Origin of the sequence: Trebonia sp. (assembly GCF_049794275.1) — a bacterium.
GTDB lineage: Bacteria > Actinomycetota > Actinomycetes > Streptosporangiales > Streptosporangiaceae > Trebonia.
In genome coordinates, this window is sequence record NZ_JBARCR010000080.1 from 1 (window position 1) to 3,518 (window position 3,518).

4 protein-coding genes are annotated in these 3,518 nt (G+C 69.5%); 2 read left to right on the plus strand and 2 right to left on the minus strand.

Annotated elements, in window-relative coordinates:
• Positions 1 to 1,478, plus strand: a 1,478-nt coding sequence (locus tag WA805_RS02175) for a PASTA domain-containing protein (RefSeq protein WP_425241523.1), incomplete at its 5' end; no start/stop codon positions are given.
• A gap of 72 nt (positions 1,479 to 1,550) precedes the next feature.
• Positions 1,551 to 1,802 carry a cell division protein CrgA gene (gene crgA / locus WA805_RS02180; RefSeq protein ID WP_422280816.1) on the plus strand — a complete coding sequence of 84 codons (252 nt, stop codon included), beginning with the start codon at positions 1,551 to 1,553 and terminating at the stop codon, positions 1,800 to 1,802.
• Positions 1,803 to 1,820: 18 nt separating this feature from the next.
• Here crgA and WA805_RS02185 read toward each other — a convergent pair whose 3' ends face one another.
• Both WA805_RS02185 and WA805_RS02190 read right to left on the minus strand, forming a co-directional pair.
• Positions 1,821 to 2,717 (minus strand): rhomboid family intramembrane serine protease, encoded by an 897-nt coding sequence (locus WA805_RS02185; RefSeq protein WP_424560156.1) that lies wholly within the window; start codon positions 2,715 to 2,717, stop codon positions 1,821 to 1,823.
• Between the two features lie 15 nt (positions 2,718 to 2,732).
• On the minus strand, positions 2,733 to 3,251 hold the full coding sequence (locus tag WA805_RS02190; protein ID WP_422280812.1) for a peptidylprolyl isomerase: 519 nt from the start codon (positions 3,249 to 3,251) through the stop codon (positions 2,733 to 2,735).
• Positions 3,252 to 3,518 lie beyond the last annotated feature (267 nt).

Consider the following 3,518-nt stretch of genomic DNA (forward strand, 5'->3'; position numbering starts at 1 on the left):
TGCGCGCACTGGAGTACAGCCATCAGGCGGGCATCGTGCACCGGGACATCAAGCCCGGGAACGTCATGGTCACCAAGAACGGCGACATCAAGGTGATGGACTTCGGCATCGCCCGCGCGATGAGCGACGCCCAGTCCACCATGACGCAGACCGCCCAGGTCATCGGCACCGCGCAGTACCTGTCGCCGGAGCAGGCCAGGGGCGAGCGGGTGGACGCGCGCAGCGACCTGTACTCCACCGGCTGCCTGATGTACGAGCTGCTCACCGGCCGGCCGCCGTTCACCGGCGACTCGCCGGTGGCGATCGCTTACCAGCACGTGCGGGAGAACCCGGTCCCACCGTCCCGGCTCGACCCGGACATGCCGCCGTGGGCGGACGCGATCGTGCTGCGGGCCATGGCCAAGAGCCCGAACGACCGGTACCAAAGCGCCGCGGAGATGCAGGCGGACATTCAGCGTGCCGCCTCCGGCGTGCAGGTGGCGATGGCCCCGCCAACCCGCGCGGATTACTACGGCTACCAGGACCGCACCCAGCGGATGGGCCCGCAGACCGCGATGGGGATGGGCGCCGCGCCGACGGCCGTGTCGCCGTACCAGCCCGGCTACCAGAACGGGTACGGGGACTACGACGGCGGCGGTGGCGGTGAGGAGCCGCGGCGCAGCTGGGCACGGCGCTGGCTGCCCTGGCTCATCCCGCTGCTGGTGGTGATCGGCGCGGTGATCGCTGCCGCCCTGCTGCTGACCAGCAACGGCTCGTCGGCCTACGTCCCGCAGGTGGACAACCTGCCGCAGGCCCAGGCGGTCGCGCAGATCAAGACCGCGGGCCTCGTCCCGCAGGTCGTGATGAAGAACAGCTCGTCCGTGCAGAAGGGCTACGTGATCGACACGAACCCGCCCAACGGCAACAGCATCGCCAAGGGCGGCACGGTCACGGTCTACGTCTCCTCGGGCGCCCAGAAGGTCCAGGTGCCCAACGTGACCGGCATGCAGTCCGCGGCGGCACAGCAGAAGCTGGCCAGCGTGGGCCTCAATAACGTCACGACCCAGCCTGACGCGCAGTCCACCCTGCCGCAGGGCGAGGTGGACCACATGTCCCCGCAGCAGGGCACCCAGGTCGATCCGAACCAGCAGATCACGCTGTACATCTCTGGCGGCGGCGCGGCCGTGCAATCCGTCATCGGGGACACCGCCCCGCAGGCCGAGCAGATCCTGACGGCGCAGGGCTTCAAGGTGGAGGCGGTGATCACCGCGGCCCCGGCCAACCAGCCGGTGACCGCGGGAACCGTGTGGAGCCAGAACCCGTCGGCTAACGTGACAAAGCCCACCGGCACCACGATCCAGATCTTCGTGCAGCCGCAGGCGACGTCCAGCCCGACGCCATCCTCGTCCCAGTCGACCACCGCGACGCCCACCGCGTCCGCGTCCACCACCAGCCCTGGCGGCGGCGGCGGCGGTGGAGGCGGCGGAGGCGGCGGCTGACCGCAGCCGCGCACGCGAAGAGCGTGCACTACGCTTACCCCGAAACCGAAGTTCCCGAGCAGGAGGTGCGCGGTGCCGAAGTCCCGCGTCCGGAAGAAGCAGGTCTACACGCCGCCGCCGACGCGGTCGGCGCGGAAGGCGGTCAGCCCGCCATGGCTCGCGCCTACCATGCTGGCCTGCTTCCTGATCGGGCTGACCTGGATCGCGCTCTACTACGTCACGGGGACGAACATGCCCGGGCTTTCCGCGCTCGGCGGGTGGAACCTGGTCTGCGGGTTCGTGCTGATCGTGGCCGGCGTGGTGCTCGCCACCAAGTGGCGGTAGCCGCGCTAGGCGGTGACGCTAGGCGGTGAGCTGACCGGTCCTGATCACTACCGCGATCGCGAGCAGCACCGCGACCGCCACGGTGGCCGCGACCTGGATCGCGATGCGGTTCTTGCGCGGCGCGTACGCGTAGGCGGCCATCACCACAGCACCCACGATTAGCCCGCCCACGTGGTCCTGCCACGCGATCGTGCTGCGGTAGACGAGGCTCAGCCCGAGGTTGAGCGCGATCAGCAGCACGATCCCGCGGCTGTCGAAGCCCAGCTTCCTTGAGGCCACGAACCAGGCGCCGAACAGGCCGAAGATGGCGCCCGAGGCGCCGAGGGCCGGCACGTTCTGCGGCGCCAGGTAGTAGAAGAGCACGCTGCCGCCGACCGCGCTGAGCAGGTACACGGCGAGGAAGCGGACCTTGCCGAGCAGCTGCTCCAGGCTTGGTCCCACCACGTATAGCGCCCACATGTTGAACGCGATGTCCAGGATGCCGAGGCTGCCGGTCCCCGGCAGGAACGCGGACGTGATGAGCCGGTACGACTCGCCGGCCGCGACGCCGTGGAACGGGCCGCCTGTGTAGTACTGCGCGTACCCGAGCATCCACCAGTCGGAGGCGAGGCTCGGGTGCGCCAGTTCGACCAGGTAGAGCAGGATGTTGACGGCTATGAGGGTCCACGTCACGGTCGCGGACCTCGATGGCCGGCCGCCGAACACGGTCCTGGCCGCCCGGGCCCGCTGCCCGCCCTGACCCGCGCCGCGCACGCAGTCGACGCACTGCTGCCCGACTGCCGCATCGCGCAGGCAGTCGGGGCAGGCGTGACGGCCGCACCGGACGCAGGAGACCCACGTCTCCCGGCCTGGGTGCCGGTAACAGGTAGGCGGGGTGTCCTGCCCGGTGGGGCTGGCTTGGTCCGGCGCGGTCATGGGGGTTGCCGTCGGCTAGCCGCGCTGGATGGTGACCGACTGGAGCACCACGTCGGTCGCCGGGCGGTCGCCAGGCACGGTCTGCACCCGGCTGATCTTGTCCACCACGTCGGCGCCGTCGATGACCTCGCCGAAGATGGTGTGCTTGCCGTTGAGCCATGGCGTGGCCCCGACCGTGAGGAAGAACTGGGAACCGTTGGTGCCCGGGCCCGCGTTCGCCATGGCCAGCAGGTACGGCTTGTCGAACCGCAGGTCGGGGTGGATCTCGTCGGCGAACTTGTACCCAGGGCCGCCGGTGCCTGTACCGAGCGGGTCGCCGCCCTGGATCATGAACCCGGCGATCACCCGGTGGAAAATCGTGCCGTCGTAGAGCTTGTCCTTGGTCCGGACCCGGGTCTGGGGATCCGTCCACTCCTTGCCGCCCTCAGCTAGCTCAACGAAGTTCCGGACGGTCTTCGGCGCGTAGTCGGGGAAGAGCCGGACTGTGACCGTCCCCTGCGTCGTCGTCAGCGTCGCGGTCAGCGTTTCGGTCATACGTATCGACTCCGGTTCGTGTCCTGGCCGGCCCCTTTTCCGGCCGGCGTTCGCGGCACTAATCCCGCACCTATCACCGTACCGGCTCCGCGCACCGATGGTTGAACGCCTCCTGTTAGGGAACTGTGACCTCATCTAGAGAGATGGGGAGGGTAATCGTGTTCTACGCGAAGGCAGACAATAACTCCAGCGGATCTAGCATCGCCGCGCGGGCACGGGACGCCAGCGTCGCCGCCGCGAAGGCGGCCGCCGCGAGCACGGCGGCAC